We start from the raw sequence: 18,390 nt of genomic DNA on the forward strand, positions 1-18,390 counted from the left end.
AATGGAGCCATGCCGAACCGCCTTGCAACAGCGATCAGCCCCTACCTGCGTTCGCACGCGGACAACCCGGTCGACTGGCACGGCTGGGGAGCGGAGGCGTTCGCGGAGGCACGCGCACGAGATCTGCCGGTGCTCGTCTCGATCGGTTATTCGACCTGCCACTGGTGCCACGTGATGGCGCGGGAGAGCTTCAGCGACCCGGACCTCGCCGCCTACCTCAACGAGCACTTCGTCAGCATCAAGGTCGACCGCGAGGAGCATCCGGATGTCGACGCGAGCTACCTCGCGGCGGCCGGCGCCTTCATCGAGGGGCTGGGCTGGCCCTTGAACGTGTTCGTCACCCCCGACGGCCGGGCGTTTCACGCCGGGACCTACTTCCCGCCGCGGCCGATGCGCGGCCAGCCCGCGTTCCGGCAGGTGCTGGAAGCCGTGACGGAGGCCTGGACCACCAGGCGTGACGAGGTCACCGCCAGCGCCGCACTCCTGTCGGCGGCAATCACCGAGGGCATCCGGCGGCATCGCGGCGGCGGTTCGCTGCCCGACGCGGCCACGCTCGGACGCACGGTCGCCGAACTCGCCGCCTCCGAGGACACGACCCACGGCGGATTCGGCGGAGCCCCGAAATTCCCGGCGGCGCCGGCGCTCGCCTTCCTGCTGGCCCCGCCTGCCGACGGGCCTGCTGCCGGGCAGGCCCTGGCCCTGCGCGCCCTCAAGCGGATGGGGGCGTCCCCGCTCCGGGACCCGGTCGAAGGGGGCTTCTTCCGTTACGCCGTGAACCGCGACTGGAGCGAACCGCACTACGAACGGATGCTCTACGACAACGCCCAGCTCCTCGAGCTGTATACCCGCGCGTGGCAAGTCACCGGGGAGCAGTGGGCGCGCTCGGTCGCGGAGGGTGTCGCGGACTTCCTCATCACCGTCATGCAACTGCCCGGCGGCGGCTTCGCCAGCGCCCAGGACTCCGAGAGCACGGTGGACGGCCACCGCGTCGAGGGCGGCTATTACGCGCTGGACGCCGAGGGCCGCGCGGGCGAAACCCCGCCGGCACTCGATGCGAAGGTTCTCACGGGCTGGAACGGGCTCGCCATCGCAGCGCTGTCCCTGGCCGGATTCGCCTTCGACAACGACACGTTCACCGGCGCCGCGCGACGGGCCGCCGACTTCCTGCTCGAGCACCACCTCCCGAAGCGCGGACCGCACGATCGCGGCACCCTCGTGCGGGCGTCGATTGACGACCGGGTTTCGACGGCCCCGGCCACCCTGGAGGACTACGGGATGTTCGCACGCGGACTCCTTCACCTGGCCCTGCTGACGGGGGAGAGCGGCTACGCCACTGCGGCGCGCCGGCTCATTGACAGCACGCTAACCCCGGCCACCGACAGTCCCGCCCGGGCCGACACTTCCGCCCGGGCCGACACTGCCACCGACACTGCCACCGACAGTCCCGCCCAGGCCGACACTCCCGCCCCGGCCGACGTCCACCCCCTGGCGCAACCGTTCACCGCCCCGAACGGTCCCGACCCGGTGCTGGCCGCGCAGGGCCTGGCCCTGGATGCCGATCCGTCCGAGGGCGCCTACCCCTCCGGGCTGAGCGCCACCGCGGACGCCGCGGAGCTGCTCTACCTGCTCACGGCGGAGCGTCGGTACCGCGCGACCGCGGAGCGCGCGATGGGAACATTCGCCGCCCTGGCCCCGGCCCGCCCGCTCGCGTTCGGGGCAGCGCTTCGGCTCATCGCGCAGTTGGCTGCGCCGGTCGAGCAGCTCGTCGTCATCACGCCCGCCGCGGCGCCCGGCCGCGAGCCGGAGGACCCGGCCGGCCTCCTCGCCGCCGTTCGCCGGCGGGGGAGTGGACTCGTCGCATCCGTCACAGAGGCCCAGGCCTCCGCCTTCGCCGCCTCGGGATTCGAACTCTTCGCGGAGCGCACCGCCCGCGCCGGAGCGCCGACCGCCTACCTCTGCCGCGACTTCGTCTGCCGACTGCCGGTCACCGATCCGGCAGGCCTGGACCCGGCGGGAGGCCGGCCATGAGCGTCGAACCCGGGAACATCGCCCTCAAACGGATCTACGACGACCCGGCCGACGACGACGGATGCCGCGTGCTGGTCGACCGCCTCTGGCCGCGCGGGGTCTCTACCGAGCGCGCCCGGCTCGACGCCTGGCTCAAGGAGATTGCCCCGTCGACGGAGCTGCGCCGCTGGTTCCACAACGGGGGAGGCTTCGACGAGTTCGCGCTCCGGTACCGGGCCGAACTCGACGGGAACCCGGCGAGCGTGCAGGCCGTGGCCGAGTTGCGGGCGCTCGCCGCGGAGCGTGCGCCCGTGCGCGTCACCCTGCTCTACGGCGCCCGGGAGCGGCGCGACAACCACGCCCGCGTGCTGGCCGAGTACCTCGGCGCGGACCTGGCCGAACCCGCTGAGACTCCGTCACAGGTCTGACGCCCCGAAAATCAGGCCCGCCGCCGCCGCCGGGCGCTAGCATCGGGGCATCCGCTGCGATTCCGGGGCGGCGCCGCTGCTGAGAGGACTCCACCATGATTCCCGAAGTCAACATCTGGGCTGTGCTGCTCGCCACCGCCTCCAGCATGGTCGTCGGCACGATCTGGTATGCGCGACGGGTGTTCGGCACGTACTGGATGAAGGCCGTCGGCCACACCTCGGAAACCATGGGGGGAGCGGCCGCGCCGATCATCGTCACGGTCATTGTCAGCTTCATCACCGCGTGGGTGCTGGCCGGAAGCGCCGCGATCGTGCAGAATTTCTACGGGGGCAGCTTCCTCGCCAACACGGTCCTGACCGCGATCATCCTCTGGGCCGGCTTCACCGCGGCGCGCATGGTCACCCACGACGCATTCGATCGCCGACCGTGGGGCCTGACCGTGCTCAACATCGCCCACGAGCTGGTCACCCTGGTGGTTATGGCCCTGATCATCGGCCTGTTCGGGATCAGCGCACTCTAGGCCAGCGCCCTCCAGTCGAGCGCCCTGCAGCTGAGCGCACTGCAGCCCAGCAGCCACGTTGAGTTGCGGAAAAGGTACCTTCAATTTCCGAACGAAGGGGCTTTCTCCGCAACTCAACCAGCACACCAGGCACGCACGCAATCTCGACTCAGGCCGCGGCAGCGTACACTGGAAGAAGCGCCACCGCGTTCCGCCGGCTGCTTCGCTCTCGGTTTCGGACCTCTGCGCAGCGCTTCGGTGATACCGGACGCACTCCCCTTGGCATAGCGTGTGGTTGCCTCGTGAACGAGTGTTCCCACCCCCTGAGGAGGACCATGGCGACATTCGATCGATCAGACACACAGAGTGCGGATGCCCCGACGCCGCCGACCTTCTCCCTGAGCACCGAACCCGAACTGGTGCTGATCACGCCGGACGCCAGGACCCGCCGTTTCGATCGCGACGACCTGGTCGTGCGCAAGGGCGAAATCGCGCTCATCAACGGCAACTTCACGCCCCAGGAGTCCATGGTCAAGGACCTGCTCGCGGTGCGCGACGCGCTCGAGGCCGCCGGCATCGACTTCCTGCTCGTGCGCGGCGATGGCGGCCGCCCGGTCATCGCGGTCGACCGCAAGAGCCGCAAGGCGCTCACCCGGGTGCTCGCCTCGGCGTTCGCCAACGAGCCTTTCTACGCCAAGCCGCTGGACGGCGCCCGGACCGAGCCGCTGCTGCTGGCCGACGGCGCCCTCTCGTCGCTGCGCAAGTCCTCCGTCTTCCGCGTGTACCGCCCGCGGATCGAACCGATCGGCCGCCTCCGCTACGGCTCGCAGACCGCGTTCCAGCTGGAAATGTGGCGCTTCGGCGACGACGAGATCGTCGCCCCGGTCGAGAACCAGCTCATGCGCACCCGGATGCCGCGCTCAGAGGCCCGCGAAACCACGATCGAGCTCTACGGCCGAAGCTGGCGCACGCTGCAGAACATGTTCGACGACCTCGCCAGCGACATCAGTTTCGACATCGACATGGTCTTCTCCTGGGTCGACGGCTCGTCGACGGACTTCCAGCGCGAACGCGCCAAGCGGATGAAGGCCTACGTCGTGGGCGAGGGCGACGAGTCCGACGCCCGCTTCCGCCAGATCGACGAGCTCAAGTACGCGCTGCGCAGCGTCTACCTGTTCGCCCCCTGGGTGCGACGCATCTTCATCGCCACTGATTCGCCCGCACCCGAGTGGCTGGCCGACCACCCGAAGGTCACGCTCATGCGCAGCGAGGACTTCTTCCCCGACCCGAGCGTGCTGCCCACACACAACTCGCACGCGGTCGAGAGCCAGCTGCACCGCATCCCGGGCCTGGCCGAGCACTTCCTCTACTCCAACGACGACATGTTCTTCGGTCGTCCGGTCGGGCCGGAGCTCTTCTTCTCCCCGGGCGGCGTGACCAAGTTCATCGAGGCGTCGACTCGGATCGGGCTGGGCGAGAACGACCCGACCCGCAGCGGATTCGAGAATGCGGCGCGCGTCAACCGCGCCCTGTTGCACGAGCGTTTCGGTAAGGTCACCACCCGCCACCTCGAGCACACAGCGGCCCCCATGCGGAAGAGCGTCATGCGCCAGCTCGAGGCCGAGTTCCCAGAGGACTTCGCCCGCACGGCCGCGAGCCGGTTCCGCTCGGCGACGGACATCTCGGTCACCAACTCGCTGTACCACTACTACGCGCTGATGACCGGTCGCGCGGTCGCACAGACGCAGGCGAAGTCCCTCTACGTGGAGACGACCCTGCGGGTGGCGCTCCGCCAGATGAACCGCCTGCGCAAACGCCGCGACCACGACATGTTCTGCCTGAACGACGGAAGCTTCCCGGAAATCTCGGACGAGGTGCGCGTTGCAGCGGTGACCGGGTTCCTCGAACTGTACTTCCCGATCGCGGCCCCCTGGGAGAACGAAAGCCGGGTGAGCGGCGAATCCGTTATCGCAGGACCGGGATCGGTGTGGTCAGCGGCGGTTCACGGAACACTGGCAGAGTACCCGCCGGAGTGAACGTCACGTTGGCGGCGGCGAGCCGCCGGGCACTCTCGGTGGCATCGATGTAGTCCAGCGTGGGGTAGCTGCCGAGCGGCACGACCGAGTGCAGCACCGTGTCCTGATACACATGCACGAGGTTGAACGCTCGGGCGCCGTCGCGGCCCCGGGTGCCGCCGACGGGCACGTTGAGGTCCTGCGTGTAGCAGGTGGCCGACGCGACCGACACCGGGATGCCGGCGAAGGTCGCGGTTGACGAATAGTGCAGGTGTCCGGCGATGATGCTGCGAACATCCGAGCCGCGCACAACCCTGGCCAGGGCGCTTTGATCGCGCAACTCCACCGTCGCCGCAAGGTCGAGCATGCTCGGCACCGGCGGGTGGTGCATGGCGAGGATCGTGCCGTCGGGCGCGGGCATGCGGAGTTTTGTGGCCAGCCAGCTGAGGCTCTCCGGGGAGATCTCCCCGTGGTGATGACCGGGCACCGAGGTGTCCAGGGTGATCACGCGCAGTCCGTTCACGTTGTGTACGCGATTGATCGGATTCGTCGTGGGCAGCTCGTCGAGCAGGTTGGCTCGGAACGACGCACGGTCGTCGTGGTTGCCCATCACCCAGATGACCTGTGAGGCCAGACGTTCCGCCGCGGGCTCGACGATTCGACGCAGCCGATCGTAGGCATCCGGCTCGCCCTTGTCGGCGAGGTCGCCGGTGACGACGATCGCCTCAGGTCGACCGCCGGATGCCTCAACGTCGTCGAAGAGCCGGGCGAGGTGCGCCGCACTGTCCACGCTGCCGTAGAGGCGATTGCCTCCGGCGAGCAGGTGCGTGTCGCTGAGGTGGAGCAGGAAATGTTCCGGCCTGGGGTGCTCGGCCGTTCGAATGTTCACTGAGCTTCCATTCGTTCGGAAGTACGCACTCTGCGACGGCGCACTAACGGTACTGCCTCTATTGGAGCAGAAGAACATGAACAGGAGGTAACCGGCGCGCCCCCAGAAGAGAGGACAGAAAAGATGCGGCGACGGATCCGGCGCGTGATTCCGGCGCGGAGATCCCCGTGATTCCGGCGCGAAAACACGGGGCCCGGAGTGCTCCCCGGACCCCGTGTGGCCTGCTGGACCGGCGTTCGTACTACGAGCCGCTGGTCTGGCGCTCGCCTCCCTCTTTCACGGTCAGCCGGACTTCGTTCGAGCTCTGCACCTGGATCTTGCGCGGCATGGCCGAAGCGCTCACCGGCCCCGCTCATCGTTTCAGGACGTGACGGTTGCTCGCCACGGTTTGCTACGGGTGGGTCAGCCCGCCGGCCGTGCCCGGCAGCGGATGCCTGCCGTCTTCACCCTCGTAGGGCTCGGCTGGCTCGTGCGTCGCCTCGGCGGCGCGCCGACGTTCCGCCTCGAAGTCGCCCTCGAGCCCGGTGAACCCGTAACTCTCCGCGCCGGGCTTCGGCGACTTCTTCCGGAACGAGTTCTTGCCGGGCTCTGCGCGGGCTGCGCCTGCGCCGGTTGAATCGGCGCTGACAACAGCGCTGCGCTTGTCAGCGCTGGTGTCAGCGCTGGTTGAGTCTTCGCTGCCGGTCCTCCGGTCGCGTCGCCACGGGAACATGCTTTCACGGTACGCCGCCCTGCGGTGAAATCAAGCGGTGATCGCTGACCGCGAACGGTGAAACGAGAGGACTCCTCGCCCCGGCTAGTTTGCGGTGAGCGAGACCGTCACCGGCGTCGGGTTCGTGAAGATGTCGAGCACGGGGCAGTGCGCGTCCACTGCGGAGTGCAGCTCCGCGTAGCGCTCGTCCGACTCCGGGCCGGTCACCCGCACATCGAGGCGCACGGCGGAGAATCCGGGACGCACGGCGTCGTCGAGGCCGAACAGGCCATGCGCGTCGAGGTCACCCTCGGCCGTGGCCGAGATGGAGTCCACGCGGATGCCGAGGTTCTGCGCGTACAGGCGGTACACCACGATCTGGCACGAGATGAGTGCGCCCAGCGCGTACTCCACGGGGCTGGCAGCGATATCGTCGCCGGCCAGGGCGGCCGGCTCGTCGACGAAGAAGACCTGCCGGCCGGCGGTGATCCGGCTGGCAACGGAACCTTCGCCTTCTCCCTTGACCGTGTAGGAGAGCTGGGCGCTCCGGGCGTCGGCGCCGATCCGGTCCGCCCAGGCGGTGCCGGCGGAGACAAGGCGAGCGGCGCGCTCGTCGGCGGAAATGGAACGGGAGGATTCGATAATCACGGGGAGCTTCTTCCTGGAGAGTGTGGGGCGGGAACTTCAGAGTACGAACCATTGCGGCCTCCGCCCGACCCCGCGTTCACACGCCGTAACCCTGCGGGTCACACGGCGTAACCCTGCGGGTCACACGGCGTAACCGGCCCCCCCGCCCCCGGCTCCCTGCGCGCCCCCTCCGGCGCCCGTGCGCCGGCGCCCGTGCGCCGGCACCCTTGCGCCGGCTGAGGATCGGCGTAGCTTGTGTTGGACATCGGACGCAAGTCAGATCAGAGGGACCCCGGAGGCTGTTTCAGTTGCCGGGGTCCCTCGCTACGTGCCCGAGCCGCGGCGGATTCAGGAGGAACCGGCCTGGCTGTGCAAAGGTGGACCGTGCGCACCCGATCCAACCCCGTCCGTTTCTTCGGCGGAGCGCTTCTGTCGACCGCCGTGTTCGTGCTGCTCTACCTGTTCTTCGTGCAGACGCACACCGGGCAGGCGGTCGACCAGCTCGCCTACGATGGCGCGGAATTCGGGCGTCGGAGCGTGACCCCGTTCACGCAGGGAATCCTCGACTGGCTGCCGATCGCCTCGGCCGTGGTCGGACTGTTGCTGACGATCATCGTCGCGTTGATCCGTCGCCACCTGAAGACGTTCGTCGTGGCGGTCGGGGTTGCCGCCGCCGCGATCGCGACGACGCAGTTGCTCAAGTACGGCATCCTGTCGCGTCCCGACCTCGGCGTCGAGGGGTACGCCGGCAATTCATTCCCCTCCGGGCATACGACCGTCGCCGCGGCATCCGCCCTGGCCCTCTTCCTGGTGGCCAGCCCCCGGACACGCTCGCGGGTGGGCGTCTGGGGCACCGTCTTCGCCGTGCTCGCGGGCCTGTCTACCCTGGCCGACCAGTGGCACCGCCCCAGCGACGTGATCGCCGCGCTGCTCGTGGTCGCTTTCTGGGGGTGCGTGGGCGGGGCCGTTCTCTCGTTCAGCCGCGCGGTTGCAGACCTGCCGCCGCACGACTCCCCGAGCCGGCAGTGGTGGATCGCGATTCCCTTCGCGGTGATCTCGGGGGCGGCGCTGGTCGTCACCCTCCTCGATACGTCCGGCGGGACATCCGGTGCCCTGATCGCCTACATCGGCGGCCTCACGGCGATCGCCGCCTCCGGCTTCCTTATCGCGCTCACGGCCACCCGCCTCTTCGACCCGCTGCCGTGACCGGCCACCTCCCGTTGAGATGCGGACAAAGCACCTTCGATGTGAGATTGACGGTACTTTTTCCGCAACTCAACCCGAAACTGGCCCGTGGGGCGGGTGCGTGTCACACTGGGGCATGGCCGTCACGCTCAGAGCGATCCAGACCGTTGTCCCGCCGACCATCCTGATCCAGGACGAGGTGCGGGATGTCTTCGCAGCCCAGCCCGACCTCAGCCGTCTCGCCCAGCGGCTGGTGTCGACATCCTTCAATCTGTCGGGAATCGAGAAACGGCACACCGTGATCGAGGAGCTGACCCTCGACGCGGACGCGGCCGATCCTCGGTTCTTCGACTCGGTGACCCAGCGGCTGCTGGTGCCGAGCACGAAGGTGCGCAACGAGCTGTACATCACCGAGGCCACGAAGCTCTTCGTCGAGGCCGGCCGACGCGCCGTCGACGCCTGCCCGGGTATCGAGGCCGCGGATGTCACGCACGTCGTCACCGTGTCCTGCACGGGTTTCTACGCGCCGGGTCCTGACTACATGCTCGTGCGGGAGCTCGGCCTCAGCCCCGCCACGCAGCGCTACCACCTCGGCTTCATGGGCTGCTACGCCTCGATGCCGGCGCTCCGCACCGCCAAACAGTTCGTCCTGGCCGACCCCGACGCCGTCGTGCTCGTGGTCAGCGCCGAGCTGTGCTCGCTGCACCTGCGCAGCTCCAACGACCCGGACACGATCGTGGCCTCCTCCCTGTTCGCGGATGGCGCCGCCGCCGGCATCGTGAGCAGCCGCGCCCTGGCGCAGGGCGAGGTCGCGCTGAACCTCGACCGCTTCGAAACCGTGATCACCCCGGTCGGCGAAGGGGACATGGCCTGGAAGATCGGCGACGAGGGCTTTGAGATGGTGCTCAGCTCCTATGTGCCGCACATCATCGACGAGCACATCGAGGGCGCGCTCGCGCCGCTGTTCGACGGTGACGAGACCCTGGCCGGACTGCTGCCGGTCGAGGAGGCGGAAGAGGCCGCGGAGATCGAGGTCCTGGCCGACGTGCTCTCCCAGGTGCTCGCCGAGTCGCTGGTCTCGTCGGGTGCCGGTGCCGGTGCCGGTGCCGGTCCGGGGGCTGCGGCGGTGGGCGCGGGGTCAGGCCCGGGCGCGGGGCCGGGCGCGGGTGCGCCGGCGGACACCCTCAGCACGGCCATCGCGCATTGGGCGATCCACCCGGGCGGGCGCAGCATCCTGGACAAGACAGAGGCCAAGCTGGGGCTCACCGAAGCCCAGCTCGTGCCGTCGCGGGAGACCCTGCGCCAGTACGGAAACATGAGCAGCACCACGATCCTCTTCGTGATGAAGGCCATCATGGACGCCCCGACGACCGAGGACGGACAGCGTGTCTGTGCCATGGCCTTCGGGCCGGGGCTGACCGTCGAGTCCGGCCTGATGACCGTCGCCGTCGGCTAGGGCATGGGCCTGTCCGCGCCGCACGTGCCCGCGCGGCGTGCGCGCTCGCTGCGTGCGCGCGCGAGCGACGCCGTCGAAATCATGGACGACCCCGGGTGCGACCCCGAACGGCTCGCCCGCACCTACGCCGACTTCCGGATCGTGAACGCGTTCGTGTCGGGCTGGCGGGGAATGTACCGGCGCGACATCCGCCCGGCGTTGTCCCGCACCCGTCCGCGAACTCTGCTCGACATCGGCTCCGGCGGCGGGGACGTGGCGCGGGCGCTCGCCCGGTGGGCCGCGCGCGACGGGCTGCAGTTGCGGGTCACCGCGATCGACCCGGATGCCCGCGCCCACGCGTACGCGACCGCCCGCCCGCCGCTGCCCGGGCTGTCGTTCCGGCGGGCGCTGAGCTCCGAGCTGGTCGCAGAGGGGGCCCGTTTCGACTTCGTGGTGTCCAACCATGTGCTGCACCACCTGGGCGCGGCGGAGCTCGGCGGGCTGCTGGTCGACTCCGAGCGGCTGTGCGCCGGGCGGGTGCTGCACAGCGACATCGAGCGGAGCCGATCGGCCTACCTCGGCTTCGGGCTGGCGACCTGGCCGTTCTTCCGCGGCTCGTTCATTCGCGCCGACGGGCTCACCTCGATCCGTCGCAGCTTCACGGCCGCGGAGCTGCGGAGCGTGCTCCCCGCCGGGTGGCGGGTGACGCGGGAACTCCCGTCGCGGCTTGTGCTGCGCTGGGAGGCGCCGGTGTCGCGCTCGTCCGGCGCGTCGGGTTCGCGTGCGGGATCGGGGTCGCAGTCATCGAGTTCGACGGTTCCGGTCGAGATTGACGGGCGCGCCGGGCAAACTCGACCGGAACGCTCAAGCTCGGCGACAGGGTCGGGGCCCGCGCATGCGTGACGTCGTCATCGTCGGCGGGGGGCCCGTCGGCATCCTGCTCGGCTGTCTGCTCGCGGTGCGCGGGGTCGACGTCGAGGTGCTGGAGCAGCGCCGGCAGCCGTCGATGCGCTCGCGGGCGATCGGCATCCACCCGCCGTCGCTCGGGGCGCTGGAGCAGATCGGCGTCGCCGACGACCTGATCGCGCGGGCCGTGCGGATCCGCGGCGGCGTCGTGAGCTGCGACGGGCGCACGCTCGGACGGCTCTCCTTCGCGGAGGCCGCGGCGCGGTATCCGTTCGTCGTCGCCCTTCCCCAGTATGAGACCGAGGCCCTGCTCCGCGCCAGGTTCGAGCAGCTTCGGCCCGGCGGGCTGCGCCCCGGCGTCACAGTGCTGGGGGTGCGCGACGTCGGAGACCACGTTGAGGTCACGGCACGGGGTCGGGGCTCGGTCCGCGCTCGATACGTGGTCGGCGCCGACGGCGCACGGAGCGTCGTGCGGGACGCACTCCACATCGGCTGGACCTCGCACGGCGGCGGCGAAACCTACCTGATGGGTGACTTCGCCGAACCCGGCGAGGGCGGCGCGGGCGCGGGCAACGCGGGTGTGCGCGGCGAGGGCGCCGCCGGTGCAGCCTCGGGCGGCGCGGGTTCTTCGGGCGAGGCCGGCTCGGGCGCCGCCGGTGCGGCCTCGGGCAGCGGTGAGGCGGTGCTGTACTTCGAGCGGGGCGGGGTGGTCGAGTCCTTCCCGCTGCCGAACGGTCGGCGCCGCTGGGTGGCCCTGACCGACGGCCTGGTGACGGATGCCTGTTCCGCGGACCTGGCCGGGATCATCCGGGACCGCACCGGGGTGCTCCTACCCCCGTCAGCCGACCCGCCGAGCGCATTTTCGGTGCGGCAACGCCTCGCCGACCGGATGCTGGCCGGCCGCGTCGTACTGGTCGGCGACGCTGCCCACGAAATCAGTCCGATCGGCGGACAGGGCATGAACCTGGGCTGGCTCGACGCGGTGGCCCTGGCACCGGCGGTGGCCCTGGCCCTGGCGGATCCGGCCTCGGCGGAGGCGGCGCTGGCCGAGTTCGATCGGCGCAGGCGGCGCTCGGCACGGATGGCCGCGCGCCAGGCGGGGTTCAACATGGCGATGGGCCGCCCGGCCAGCGGCGTGCGCCTGCGGGCCAGGAACGCGCTCGTGCGAGTCCTCGCGGTTCCGCCGGCTCGCGGCATCCTCGCCCGCGCGTTCACCATGCGCTGGCTCTGACCCTCTCCGCCCCCCCCGCACCCTGCTGTCCCGCGCCCTCCCGGCCCGGTGCCGTGCTTGAGCTGTGGCTAACTCAGGAGAATCCGTATCCCCGCCCGGTTCTCCCGCGGAAACACGCCGGCCGGCGCCGAGCCGTCACGGATTCTCCTGAGTTCGCCACACGTGGCGGCGATCAGGGCGGGCGCGCGGGCGCGCGCGGGCGCGCGGGGTGTGTGCGGGGCGCGCGGGGACCGGCGGCGGCTACTGCTCGCGGCGGGCCCCGTCGGCGGCGTGCACGACGAACATGACCGGGGCGCGGAAACCGCGTTCGGCGAAGGCGGCTGCGACGGCCGCCTCCACGTCGGGGACGAGGTCGCGCGGAGTCAGCGCGATGGCCGCCCCGCCGAAGCCGCCGCCGGTCATGCGCGCCCCGAGGGCGCCGGCGCCGCGGGCGGTTTCGACCGCGAGGTCCAGCTCGGGGATCGAGATCTCGAAGTCGTCCCGCATCGAGACGTGCGAGGCATCCAGCAGCCCGGCAATCCGGGTCGGCCCGTGTTCCCGCAGAGTCTGCACGGTATCCAGCACGCGCTGGTTTTCGGTGACGATGTGCCGAACCCGTCGGAAGGTCTCGTCATCGAGCAGCTCGACGGCGCGCGGGAGGTCGTCGACGCCGAGCTCGCGGAGCGCTGACACTCCCAGGGCGGCTGCGCCCGCCTCGCAGGATGCCCGGCGCGAGGCATACCCGCCGGTCGCGTGCGCGTGACTCACCCGCGTGTCGATGATCAGGACGTCCAGCCGGGCCGCGTCGAACCCGAGCGGAATCACGTCACTCTCGAGGCTGCGGCAGTCGAGGAAGACGCCGCCGTCGGCCTTGCCCAGCAGGGACGCGGACTGGTCCATGATGCCCGTGGGCGCGCCGACGGCACGGTTCTCGGCGAGCCGGCCGACCTGGGCGAGGGTGCTCCGATCGAGCCCGAGGCCCCAGACGTCGTTGAGCGCGACCGCCACCGCGCTCTCGATCGCCGCGGAAGAGGACAGCCCGGCGCCGATCGGCACGTCGGAGTCAATGAAGGCCTCGAAGCCGGGCACCGTGCCGAGGTCGGCCCCGAACCGTCCGAGCGCCCAGGCCACGCCGAGCGGATACGCGGACCAGCCGGCCAGATTCTCCGGGATCAGTTCGTCGAGGGAGATCTCGATGGCCTCGGCCGCGAACGAGCTGGCCACGCGGATGATCCGGTCCTCGCGGAGGCCGAGCGCAACCACCGTGCGGCGGTCAATCGCGAACGGGAAGACGAACCCCTCGTTGTAGTCGGTGTGCTCGCCGATCAGGTTGACGCGCCCGGGGGCGGACCAGATGCCGGCCGGACGGTGGTTGAACCGGCTCTCGAAATCGGCCAGCACGGTGGCGTTCAGCACGGTGGTGGCCGGCCGGGAGTCAGACGCAACGCCCGCGTCGGACGCAACGCCGGTATTGGTCGCAACGCCCGTGTCGGACGCAACGCCGGTGTCGGCCGTAAGGCCCGCGTTGGTGGAGTCGGCCGCATCGTCGGCGGCGGCCGCGCGCAGCACGGCATCCCGGATCGTGGCCGCCTGCTGTTCCGGCAGCACATCGCCGATCCAGGCGCCCATGGCGGCCTCCGAGCCGGCCAGGTATTTTAGCTTGCCTTCGGCCCGGCGGGGGCTGGTGACCTGCAGCATCAGCCGGATGTCGTCACGCCGCACATTCACCGGCGCCTGATGCCAGGCCGCGATATACGGCGTGGGCGTCGGGTACAGGGCGTCGATCCCGCGCAGCAGACGCCGGTAGAGCACCGCCAGCTCGTCGCGCTCGGCGAGGGTCGTCGCGGCGAAGTCGGGCAGCTGCCGGTGCGGCAGCATGTGCACCTCGATCGGCCAGCGGGCGGCGAACGGCACGAAGGCGGTCCAGTGCTCGCCGCTGAGGATGACCCGGTCGCCGGCCTGCTCGCTGGCGAGGATATCCGCGAACAGGGTCGGGCCGTACGAGTCCAGCGACTCGACGAGCCGCTGGGTGCGCGGCGTGACGTACGGGTACGAGTAGATCTGTCCATGCGGATGCCGCAGCGTCACGCCGATCTCCTCGCCGCGATTCTCGAACGGGAAGACCTGCTCGACGCCGGGCAGCTGGGACAGGGCGTGCGTGCGCTCCGCCCAGGCCTCGATCACCGTGCGGGCGCGGGTGACCGACAGGCTCGCGAAGGACCCCTCGTGCTCGGGGCTGAAGCAGACCACCTCGCAGCGCCCGACCGAGGTGCGGGAGCGCCCGAGCCCGATGGAGGCGAGGTCGGCCAGGCCGTCCGGGGCATCCGCATCGGTCAGCAGGGGGCCGAACGACGGCGACTTGTTCTCGAAAACGACGACGTCGTAGTTGCTCGGCACCTCGGACGGGTTCTCCGGGGTGGACGGGGCGAGCGGGTCGAGGTGGGCGGGGGGAAGGAACACCCGGTTCTGCCGCGCGGCCGCGATCGACACCCACTCGCCGGTGAGCGGGTCCTGCCGCATGCGCGCTGTTGCCGGGCGCGGTTCGAGCTCGCGGAGGTCCGGCGCGCGCTCCGGCGGGAGTGCCGTGTCCGGGTCGTCGAAGTAGATGAGCTCCCGCCCGTCCGCGAGGGTGTGCTGCTGCCGGGCGATGCGCGTGTCGGCGACGAAGGCCGGGGAAGTGGTGTTCATGGCAGGAACCACGATATCCGATCTTCACATCTGAAACCAGTGCTTTCGTATTGAAAAGAAACACCAACTAAGTGAAGATGGGGGCATGGCTTCCCCTGTGCTCCCCACGCGCCCTGTGCCTTCGACGCGCCCTGTGCCGCCCGTGCCGCCGATGCCGCAGCCGACACTCCCGCCGCAGCCGACACCCCCGACGCAGCCGACACCCCCGACACCCCCGACGCCCCCGGGCGACCGCGACGCGCTGCCTGCTCACCTGCGGCGGGAGCAGATCCGTCGCCTCGTCGACGAGCGCGGCTTCGTGCGCGTGGCCGAGCTCCGGGAGGCGTTCGGCGTGTCCGGCGTGACGGCCCGGGCCGACCTCGACGTGCTGGTCGGCGAGGGTGCCGTGCAGCGCGTGCACGGCGGCGCTGTGCCCGCCCATGCCGCCGGAGGCGCCGGTCGCGCGGGCCGCCCGGAGCGCGAGTCGTCGTTCGAGGAGGCGCTCGCGTCGGCCGTGCTGCCCAAGCGCCAGATCGGCGAACTCGCCGCGTCGCTGGTGCGGAGCGGCCAGAGCGTGATCCTCGATGTGGGCACGACGACGCTGTCGATCGCCCGAGCCCTGCGCGCCCGAGCCGACCTCACCGACGTCGTCATCATCACGAACGGGCTGAGCATCGCGCTCGAACTGGAGCCCGCCATCCCCAGGTTCTCGGTCATCGTCACCGGCGGATCCCTCCGCCCCCTGCAGCACTCCCTCGTCGAGCCGCTGGCGGCCACCGTGCTCGACCAGGTGCACGCCGACCTGGCCTTCATCGGCTGCAACGGCGTCGATCCCGAGCACGGCGTGACGAACATCAACCTCCCCGAGGCGGCCGTCAAAACGCGGATGCTGGCCGCCACCGCCCGCGCGATCGTCGTCGCCGAGGGCGCCAAGCTCGGCCAGGTGCACCTGGGCCGGGTCGCACCTCTCTCCGCCTTCGACCTGCTGATCACGGATGCCGCGGCCGACCCGTCCACGCTGGAACTCCTCCGCGAAACCGGGCTCGGCGTGCTGCAGCCGGAGCCGGAGCGGGAGCCGGAGCCGGAGCGGTAGCTGGAGCAGTAGCAGTAGCAGTAGCAGTAGCAGTAGCAGTAGCAGTAGCAGTAGCAGTAGCTGAGGGGCCGGGCCCGCGGGTCGCCTAGCATGATGCCATGAGCCTGCCTGCGCCCGATTCCCTGTCTGCGCCCGATTCCCAGCCGGCGTCCCTGTCTGCGCCCCTGCCCCTGCCCCTGCCCCTGCCCCTGCCCGCCGCCTGGAGCCTGGCCGGGCGCACCGCACTCGTCACCGGCGCGGGGAGCGCCTCCGGCATCGGCTTTGCTGCGGCCCGGATGCTCGGCGAACTCGGCGCACGCGTCGTCGTCACCGCCACCACCGGCCGGGTGCACGAGCGCGCGGCCGAGCTCCGGGAACTCGGCGTGGACGCATCCGGAATCGTCTGCACCCTCGACTCCGAGGCCGGCGCCCGGATGCTCGCCGACGGGCTCGCCGAGGCGGGCCTCACGCCGATAATCCTCGTCAACAACGCGGGCATGGTCGCCGTCGGGGACGCCGAGATGGCGCACGGCGACATCCTGAGCAGTACCGCCGACTGGGAGCGCGGCCTCGCGATCAACCTGTCGACCGCCTTCCACGCCACCCGGGCGGTGATCGGCTTCATGCGCGCCGCCGGCTGGGGACGGGTCGTCACGGTGTCCAGCGTGAGCGGGCCGGTCATGGCCTCTCGCGGGGATGTCGCCTACGCGGCGGCGAAGGCGGGGCTGGCCGGGCTGACCCGGGCGCTCGCCGTGGACGAGTCGCCGCGGGGCATCACGGCGAATGCGGTGGCGCCGGGCTGGATCGCCACCGGGTCGCAGCTTCCCAGCGAGGAGATCGAGGGCGGTCTGGTGCCGGCCGGGCGCAGCGGGACCGCGGCGGAGGTGGCATCCGTCATCGCCTGGCTCGCCTCGCCGGGCGCGTCGTACGTGACCGGGCAGACGGTCGTCGTCGACGGCGGCAACAGCGTGGCGGAGGAGCGGCGCTGATCGGGGGGCTCAGAGTCAGAAGGCCTGGATTAGTCGACGGTCCGGTCCGCGGTCGAGGGCTGGGGCGTGATCGGCGGAAACTGCGGCTCTCCCGTGAAGCCCTTGTCGGCGGCTGCGGAGGCCGCGCGGCGGCTCTTCACGAGCCAGTTGTGGTGGTCGCGCAGGCCCCGGCTGACCGCCACGCGCACGACTCCGTAGATGAGGAGCAGGGCCGCGCTTCCCGAGATGATCCAGGTCAGGAGCAGGTAGAGGGAGCTGATCGCGAGCGGGTCCATGCCGAGGATTCTCGCAGTCAGTAGGCGATCGCGAAGGCGGCCTCGCCGAGCGGCGGGATGTCGGACACGTCGAGCGAGTCGACGATCGCCGACCGCGGCCCATGGGCGAGCCAGGTGATCATCCGCGCAACGGCGGCCTCCGGCCCCTCGAACTCGAGTTCGACGGAGCCATCCGGTCGGTTGCGCACGTAACCGGCCAGGTTCAGGTGGGACGCCTCGGTGAGCGCGTAGTACCGGAACCCGACGCCCTGCACCTGGCCTCGCACGACGGCATGTTTGCGGATCACAGGGATATTCTGCTCCGCCGGCCGCGCCGGCGCACCATCGGCTTCGATCGCCCGGATGCTCCGCCGACCTTGATCGTTCCGGTCGAGTTTGCCCGGTGCGCGGGGCAAACTCGACCGCAACGGTCAACCTCGGCGCAGGCTGGGCGCAAGGCGCAGTCGGGGGAGGCCGGCGGCGCGGGTGTATTTTGGGCCGCATGAGCGGGTCGGACGACGTTGACGAGTACCTGGCCGGCGTGCCGCTGGAGTTCCGCGGGGCGCTTCAGGGGCTCCGCGAGATCATCCAGCGGCTGGATCCTGAGGCCACCGAACGGATCAGCTACCGGGTCCCGACGTTCTTCGACCATGGGATGCTGGTCGGCTTCGGCGCGCAATCGACGGGCTGCAGCTTCTACACGCTGCGCCCCGGGCTCGTCTCCTCCCTGGGCGAGGAGCTCGCCGGTTTCGACGCATCCGGCGGGACGATCCGGTTCACGCCGTCGCATCCGCTGCCAAAGTCGCTCGTGCGCACCATCGTGGCCAACCGGCTCGCCGACAACCGCAGCGCCTGACGCGGCCCTGCCCGGCGAGACGCGCCGCCGGGTGACGCGCCGCACGCGCCGCCCCTCTTGACGCGCCGCACGCGCCGCCGCGCCTCGGGGCTTCTCCGGGCGGGCGCAGGGGCTTCTCCGGGCCCGCGCAGGGTCGCTCCTCCGGGTCGCTACTCTGGGGGGACACCGCACAAGCTCCCGGGGGACACCATGACACTGCTGACAGCCGACCTGTACGACGAGCGTGGCGAAGACCTGCAATCCGTGGCGGTGCAGTTCCAGTCGGTCGGTGGCAACGCCCGCTTCAGCGGGCCGATCCGCACAGTCAGCTGCTTCGAGGACAACGCGCTGGTCAAGGCAGTCCTGGCGCGGCCGGGCGCCGGCGCCGTGCTCGTCGTGGACGGCGGCGGATCGCTGCAGACGGCGCTGATGGGCGACATGATCGCGGAGTCCGCGGTCGCCAACGGCTGGGCGGGCGTGATCATCAACGGCGCCATCCGGGACCGGGTCGCGATCGGCGCGCTCGCGCTCGGGGTCAAGGCCCTGGGGAGCAACCCGCGCAAGAGCAACAAGACCGGCAAAGGCAGCGCGGATGTCGTCGTCGAGTTCGCCGGGGTACTGTTCCGCCCCGGACGCATGGTCTACTGCGACGAGGACGGCATCCTCGTCGAACGCTAGGC

18 protein-coding genes and 1 pseudogene are annotated in these 18,390 nt (G+C 70.8%); 12 read left to right on the top strand and 7 right to left on the bottom strand.

Annotated elements, in window-relative coordinates; translation table 11 throughout:
* Positions 1–9 precede the first annotated feature (9 nt).
* The 4 genes from E3T54_RS16330 (at position 10) to E3T54_RS16345 (ending at position 4,971) form a co-directional block, all read left to right on the top strand.
* Positions 10–2,028, top strand: a complete 2,019-nt coding sequence (locus E3T54_RS16330; protein ID WP_134476593.1) for a thioredoxin domain-containing protein — start codon at positions 10–12, stop codon at positions 2,026–2,028.
* A complete protein-coding gene (locus tag E3T54_RS16335; protein WP_134476594.1) occupies positions 2,025–2,435 on the top strand; it encodes a DUF488 domain-containing protein in 411 nt (136 codons plus the stop codon). Before E3T54_RS16330 ends, E3T54_RS16335 begins: the two co-directional genes overlap by 4 nt.
* Before the next feature lie 95 nt (positions 2,436–2,530).
* Positions 2,531–2,956, top strand: a complete 426-nt coding sequence (locus E3T54_RS16340; RefSeq protein ID WP_092321056.1) for a DUF1761 domain-containing protein — start codon at positions 2,531–2,533, stop codon at positions 2,954–2,956.
* 314 nt (positions 2,957–3,270) lie between these two features.
* A complete protein-coding gene (locus E3T54_RS16345; RefSeq protein ID WP_134476595.1) occupies positions 3,271–4,971 on the top strand; it encodes a stealth family protein in 1,701 nt (566 codons plus the stop codon).
* Here the strand turns inward: E3T54_RS16345 and E3T54_RS16350 are convergent.
* From E3T54_RS16350 to E3T54_RS16360, 3 genes are all read right to left on the bottom strand, one after another.
* On the bottom strand, positions 4,901–5,839 hold the full coding sequence (locus E3T54_RS16350) for a phosphodiesterase (protein ID WP_241977281.1): 939 nt from the start codon (positions 5,837–5,839) through the stop codon (positions 4,901–4,903). The genes E3T54_RS16345 and E3T54_RS16350 overlap by 71 nt on opposite strands.
* Positions 5,840–6,230: 391 nt before the next feature.
* Positions 6,231–6,551 carry a hypothetical protein gene (locus tag E3T54_RS16355; protein ID WP_134476596.1) on the bottom strand — a complete coding sequence of 107 codons (321 nt, stop codon included), beginning with the start codon at positions 6,549–6,551 and terminating at the stop codon, positions 6,231–6,233.
* A gap of 84 nt (positions 6,552–6,635) precedes the next feature.
* Positions 6,636–7,178 carry an OsmC family protein gene (locus tag E3T54_RS16360; protein WP_092321060.1) on the bottom strand — a complete coding sequence of 181 codons (543 nt, stop codon included), beginning with the start codon at positions 7,176–7,178 and terminating at the stop codon, positions 6,636–6,638.
* Positions 7,179–7,541: 363 nt separating this feature from the next.
* On the opposite strand from E3T54_RS16360, the gene E3T54_RS16365 reads away from it, so the two are divergent.
* The 4 genes from E3T54_RS16365 (at position 7,542) to E3T54_RS16385 (ending at position 11,914) form a co-directional block, all read left to right on the top strand.
* Complete coding sequence (locus E3T54_RS16365) at positions 7,542–8,363, top strand: phosphatase PAP2 family protein (RefSeq protein WP_166804953.1); 822 nt, start codon at positions 7,542–7,544, stop codon at positions 8,361–8,363.
* A 115-nt stretch (positions 8,364–8,478) separates the two neighbouring features.
* The gene (locus E3T54_RS17495; RefSeq protein ID WP_241977282.1) at positions 8,479–9,798 is read left to right on the top strand and encodes a type III polyketide synthase; all 1,320 of its coding nucleotides are present in this window, start codon (positions 8,479–8,481) and stop codon (positions 9,796–9,798) included.
* Between the two features lie 3 nt (positions 9,799–9,801).
* Positions 9,802–10,680, top strand: coding sequence for a class I SAM-dependent methyltransferase (locus E3T54_RS16380; RefSeq protein WP_134476598.1), 879 nt, complete (start codon positions 9,802–9,804; stop codon positions 10,678–10,680).
* The gene (locus E3T54_RS16385; RefSeq protein ID WP_134476599.1) at positions 10,673–11,914 is read left to right on the top strand and encodes an NAD(P)/FAD-dependent oxidoreductase; all 1,242 of its coding nucleotides are present in this window, start codon (positions 10,673–10,675) and stop codon (positions 11,912–11,914) included. Before E3T54_RS16380 ends, E3T54_RS16385 begins: the two co-directional genes overlap by 8 nt.
* Positions 11,915–12,154: 240 nt before the next feature.
* Here E3T54_RS16385 and galK read toward each other — a convergent pair whose 3' ends face one another.
* Positions 12,155–13,309 (bottom strand): galactokinase, encoded by a 1,155-nt coding sequence (gene galK / locus E3T54_RS16390; protein WP_134476632.1) that lies wholly within the window; start codon positions 13,307–13,309, stop codon positions 12,155–12,157.
* A gap of 150 nt (positions 13,310–13,459) precedes the next feature.
* Positions 13,460–14,581, bottom strand: a pseudogene (galT, locus tag E3T54_RS16395) (galactose-1-phosphate uridylyltransferase); the annotation flags it as partial.
* Between the two features lie 151 nt (positions 14,582–14,732).
* Here galT and E3T54_RS16400 point away from each other — a divergent pair.
* On the top strand, positions 14,733–15,653 hold the full coding sequence (locus tag E3T54_RS16400) for a DeoR/GlpR family DNA-binding transcription regulator (protein WP_134476600.1): 921 nt from the start codon (positions 14,733–14,735) through the stop codon (positions 15,651–15,653).
* 98 nt (positions 15,654–15,751) lie between these two features.
* Positions 15,752–16,621: an SDR family NAD(P)-dependent oxidoreductase gene (locus E3T54_RS16405; protein WP_134476601.1), complete on the top strand. Its 870-nt coding sequence runs from the start codon at positions 15,752–15,754 to the stop codon at positions 16,619–16,621.
* A gap of 29 nt (positions 16,622–16,650) precedes the next feature.
* On the opposite strand, the gene E3T54_RS16410 is transcribed toward E3T54_RS16405, so the two are convergent.
* Complete coding sequence (locus E3T54_RS16410) at positions 16,651–16,896, bottom strand: hypothetical protein (protein ID WP_092321065.1); 246 nt, start codon at positions 16,894–16,896, stop codon at positions 16,651–16,653.
* A gap of 17 nt (positions 16,897–16,913) precedes the next feature.
* On the bottom strand, positions 16,914–17,183 hold the full coding sequence (locus E3T54_RS16415; protein ID WP_134476602.1) for an acylphosphatase: 270 nt from the start codon (positions 17,181–17,183) through the stop codon (positions 16,914–16,916).
* 194 nt (positions 17,184–17,377) lie between these two features.
* Here E3T54_RS16415 and E3T54_RS16420 point away from each other — a divergent pair, with 194 nt between their 5' ends.
* Positions 17,378–17,731, top strand: a complete 354-nt coding sequence (locus tag E3T54_RS16420; protein WP_134476603.1) for an iron chaperone — start codon at positions 17,378–17,380, stop codon at positions 17,729–17,731.
* Positions 17,732–17,920: 189 nt separating this feature from the next.
* Positions 17,921–18,388 carry a ribonuclease E activity regulator RraA gene (rraA, locus tag E3T54_RS16425; RefSeq protein ID WP_092321068.1) on the top strand — a complete coding sequence of 156 codons (468 nt, stop codon included), beginning with the start codon at positions 17,921–17,923 and terminating at the stop codon, positions 18,386–18,388.
* The last annotated feature ends 2 nt before the right edge of the window (positions 18,389–18,390 follow it).

The organism is Cryobacterium sp. Sr8 (genome assembly GCF_004403225.1).
Classification (GTDB): domain Bacteria; phylum Actinomycetota; class Actinomycetes; order Actinomycetales; family Microbacteriaceae; genus Cryobacterium; species Cryobacterium psychrotolerans.